The organism is uncultured Fibrobacter sp., assembly GCF_937877005.1.
Taxonomy (GTDB): Bacteria; Fibrobacterota; Fibrobacteria; order Fibrobacterales; family Fibrobacteraceae; genus Fibrobacter.
On record NZ_CALEFV010000350.1, the window covers coordinates 1 to 4312 of the forward strand.

The 4312-nt window shown below is 51.8% G+C and carries 4 protein-coding genes; all 4 read right to left on the minus strand.

Annotated elements, in window-relative coordinates:
* Positions 1–64 precede the first annotated feature (64 nt).
* The 4 genes from Q0628_RS15560 to Q0628_RS15575 all read right to left on the minus strand — a co-directional run bounded on the left by Q0628_RS15560 (position 65) and on the right by Q0628_RS15575 (position 4165).
* Positions 65–1273 (minus strand): maltotransferase domain-containing protein, encoded by a 1209-nt coding sequence (locus tag Q0628_RS15560; RefSeq protein WP_298772568.1) that lies wholly within the window; start codon positions 1271–1273, stop codon positions 65–67.
* 61 nt (positions 1274–1334) lie between these two features.
* Complete coding sequence (locus Q0628_RS15565) at positions 1335–2633, minus strand: carbohydrate binding domain-containing protein (RefSeq protein ID WP_298772571.1); 1299 nt, start codon at positions 2631–2633, stop codon at positions 1335–1337.
* The gene (locus tag Q0628_RS15570) at positions 2633–3481 is read right to left on the minus strand and encodes a TIGR02147 family protein (RefSeq protein ID WP_298772573.1); all 849 of its coding nucleotides are present in this window, start codon (positions 3479–3481) and stop codon (positions 2633–2635) included. The genes Q0628_RS15565 and Q0628_RS15570 overlap by 1 nt, the downstream gene beginning before the upstream one ends.
* Positions 3482–3562: 81 nt before the next feature.
* Entirely contained in the window at positions 3563–4165 is a 603-nt protein-coding gene (locus tag Q0628_RS15575) for a GNAT family protein (protein ID WP_298772575.1), read from the minus strand.
* Positions 4166–4312 lie beyond the last annotated feature (147 nt).

Below are 4312 nucleotides of genomic sequence, written 5' to 3' on the forward strand. Positions count from 1 at the left end.
CTGGAGCGGCATGATTCTGATGCGGTCGTCCATGGCCGCACGTCTGGTTGTGATTGGCATGATGTTATCCTTTCTTTCGTAAAATATCCAGTGTGTGATGCGAGATTCCCACCATATCCGCGCGTTCGCAGATGGAGAAATGGTAATTCAGGTACTGCTCGAATTCCCACTTGGCGCTACGCCAGGCGAAATACGTGTAGCTCATGTCGAAACCCGACTTTGCAAGGCGGTGCATCATCTTCGGGCGGGTAAAGGCCTCGGCAAGGAACACGAGTTCCGGGCGCTTTTCCTTCACGTCGGCGATGAGCCACTCCCAGAACGGGAACGGCTTGGTGTGCGGGTTATCGATACGGAAAATTTCGATGCCCTTGTCGGCCCAGAACAAGATAATGTTTTCGATTTCCTGCCACAGGGCCTTGTAGTTCTTATTGTAGTAGTCGAACGGGTAAATGTCTTCGTACTTCTTGGGCGGGTTTTCGGCGAACTTGATGCTGCCATCCGGTTCGTGGTAGAACCATTCCGGGTGCGATTTCACGTACGGGTGGTCGGGGCTGCAGTTGAGCGCAATATCGAGCGCGAGGCGAAGTCCCTTCTTGCGGGCGGCCTTGGCAAAGTGTTCGAAATCCTTCATGGAACCAAGTTCGGGGTCCACGTCGTAGTGGCCGCCGTTCTTGTTACCTACGGCGTACGGGCATCCCGGTTCGAGCGGCTTGCCCTTCTTGTCGACCTTGGCATGCAGGGCGTTGTTCGCGCCCTTGCGGTTCGTGACACCGATCGGGTGAATAGGTACAAGGTAAACGGTGTCGAAGCCGAGGCCAGCGATGTAGTCAAGCTGGTTTTCGCAATCCTTCCAGGTAGCGCTCTTCTTGGGGTCGGTGCCCTGGCTCTTCGGCCACATTTCGTACCATGTACCGATGCGGGCGTAAGACGGATCCACGCGGAGTTTCATCACGGGGCTTTCGGTCGGCTCGTCCTTGGGTTCCACGGTCCAGGCGCAAATCTTGTATTCGTAGTAGCCGATGTTGTTGACCGTGAAAGAGCCTTCCCACTGGTCGTTATCGACAAAGTGCATGGGAGCCTTTTCCCATTTTTTCTTGGAATCGTGGCGGTAGAAAATCGCCGCGTCGTACTTTTCGTGGCTGTGGCGGAAAATGTCCGCGGTGAGCGTGACGGTGTCGCCCGGTTCGCGCTTGAGCATAAAGCGCCCGCCTTCAATCTGGGGGCGAATGTTTTCGATGACGAGATTGTCTTTACGGGTAGGAATAGTAGCCATAGTAACTAGAATTTAGCAAAAAAGGCCCGCCGTGGCGAGCCTTAATTTGTGTTTTGCTTTTCTACTCAAGCCTGAGGACTTGTACTTCTTTCAGCCAGAATGTGCGCTCGGCACCACCCAGGTTGAGCTCGAATCTCGCAAACGGATCGCTCACGGTAGGAGAAAAATCGATTTCGACGGAGTGGCCTGTCGTCTGGACATTCACGTGCTTCTGGAATCCGACTGTTTCGTAGGTGGAGTAGGAACCGATGCGTACCGTGATGGAGTCTTCGATGTCGGACCAGATTGTGAATACGCACTTGTACTTGACATCCTTGATGAGCGCCACGTTTTCCTGTATGAGCTGTACACTGTAGGAATGTGTGCCGCCCTTGGTGACTTCTACCTTCATGATGCGTTCTTTTCCCTTTTCGTCGATCAGGGTCGTGTCGGCATGTCCACCGAACTGGTTCATCAAGATCCAGTCCGTGGTGAAGGGAGATTGGAAGTTCCCGTTGATGATGGTGTTTTCACCTTTCTTGGCGGCGATGTCATTCCAGATATCTTCGACATAGCCGGAAATGGTTTCTTCAGTGGCCGTGGTGTAGTCGAAACGCAGGGGCTGGAAGCTCGGGATGAAGCGTTCGTTCAGGGTCGCCCAGAGTTCGGCGTTAAACTTGGAGTTGATGTAGACGACGCTGTCTTCGGCAATTTCTGCGTTGGAGAAGTCAATGCCGTTGGTAAACGTCTTGACGCGGAATATTACGGACAGGTTCGCCTTTCCGTCACCGGTGTCTATCTGTGAATAGTGGTAACGGAGCATCATGTTCTGGAAGTTCGACAGGCTGTAGACGAACCTATGGTATTTCTTTCCAATCTTCACGCGGCCGTAGATGGCGGAGTTTTCATCGGAATGGAATCCGACGCCCATTTCCTTGAGGTATCCTTCTTCCTGGAGATCGATGTCCTTGAACGGTTCCTCGATGGCCGTTCCTTCGGTGAAGGAAATTTTTAGTTCGGCATCGGGATCGTTTTCGTACGGCCATAGCTGCAATCCGAGGACGGGGTCGACGGAAATGCTGGTGTAGTAGCTCGAGAAGGAGCGAATCTCGGTAAGGGTGAGCGCAAATGTATCTAGCAGGAAGGGCTCGCTCTTGCTAGTGCTCTTGGTAAGAGCTTGTTGCGTCGCGGCTTCGGAATAGTCAACCGTAAATTCTGCCACAAGCGGAAGCGCAGACTGCTTTGCGGCAGAATCGCTGTCGGCAAGACTTGGATTGCCGATTTCGATGCCGGCAGTAGACTTGTCCTCGGAACAGGCAGTCAAGGACAATGCCGTCATGGCGAAGGCTGCTATCGTTGCTATGTGCAAAAAGGCTTTCATTACACTCCTCGAGTAAGAGGGAAAAGCTGGAGGTTGATTTGCACAACATCCTCGGCTTCTCCTGCTTTTGCAGAGAAATCTAGCAGTTCTTTTCGCATTAGTTGTAGATGTTTTTTCAAATTTGGGAAATCTGAGCGCTTAATTCCAAATGTAAGCGCCGAAATGTCCCGTTCTGGCCCCGGAAGTTCCGAAAGCATGGTGGATGAAAGCTTGAGCATTTGGAAATGGTAGAGCTTGACCATCATGTCTTGGACTTCATCGTCGGTGGTGATCAGGGGATCGCGTTGACGGTATCCGTTGGCGGTCTTGACCAGCAGGCCTAGTTCCAGCAACAGCTTGAGGGATTCGGAAACCTGAGCCGGGGTAATCAGACCGCGCAGCTTCTTGGAAATGAGGTCTGGAACGGGTCTGAAATCCTTGAGCCCCACCATTTCAAGGATGACGGAGTGGTGCCATTCCTGGAAAATTCGGAACTGGGCCTTGTCCATCTTGTGAAGCTTTGATCTCGGGCTTGCCTTGATCAGCTGGGCGTAGTAAATCTGTTTGTCGGCGTCGGTCTGCGCCTGGTTGAAGAATACGAGGCTCTCGAAATAGGCGGCACGCTGGTTTTCGAGCCCGAGGCCGTGGATGAGCTTGGTAACCGTATTTTTGGTAATGTTGCGCTTGCCATCGATGGCGAGCTTTAAGTGGGCGTGGCTGGAAAGCCCCGCCTTGTCGGCAAAGTACCGTAAACTGAAGGCGTTCGTCGTCTTCTTCTTGTATTCGTAGTAGTCGCGCAGGTAAACCCTGTAGTTAGTATACTGCAGGATATCCGGTTCTACGAGTTTTTCAATTTCTCCATTTTCCATGCTAAAAAAAATAGAAGTCTTTACCCTCGAAAAACAAAAAAAATTGAGGTTTCTCGTTTACCCGAGTAACCATTGTAACCATTAATAAACATCTCGGGCTAGAAGCGAGAACCGCCTGTGGTCCACAAATTTTCCGTTTATTAGCTCAAAATCGCGGTTTATGCCTTCTTCCACGAAGCCGCAGCGCCTTGCAACGGCGGCACTTTTTTCGTTGTGAACGGATACGAGAAGCTCCAGCCGGTTGAGCTTGAGCCGCTCAAAGGCAAATTTTGTGATGAGCTTTACCGATTCGGTCATGAGCCCTTGTCCGGTGAAAGGCTTTGCAAGCCAGTAGCTTAGCGTGGCAGAATGGTTCCGCAGGTTTACTTCCATCATGATGGAACCGGCGAAAAGGCCTTCGGATGTATAGGGGTTATTCCTGAAAATGAGCCAGCAGCCGCCCTGTCCGAACCGTTCGTTCAGGACCCATGAACGGATGCGCTTCTTGAGATCAAAAATGTCCGTTTCCGGAATCCAGGGGAGGTGCTCCATCAGAAAGTCCCGTGAATTGCAGATGGCTTCGAAGATGTTTTCTGCCGAGGCCTGGCCAATCGCGTTTTCCTTGACGCCCCTAAGCGTGACAAGCTCTCCGCTGAGGGTTGCCGTCTCGAATGTTTCCGTGAAGAAGTCTTCGAAGTTGTCCATGAACGGGAATGTAGTAAAGATGGATGCGATATACAATACTTGGAAAATGGGGCCCGTAAGAAAGAAAACCCGCTGAAGTATTCAGCGGGCTCTCAGTGCGGATGAAAGGACTTGAACCTTCATGCCCTTGCAGGCACTAGAACCTGA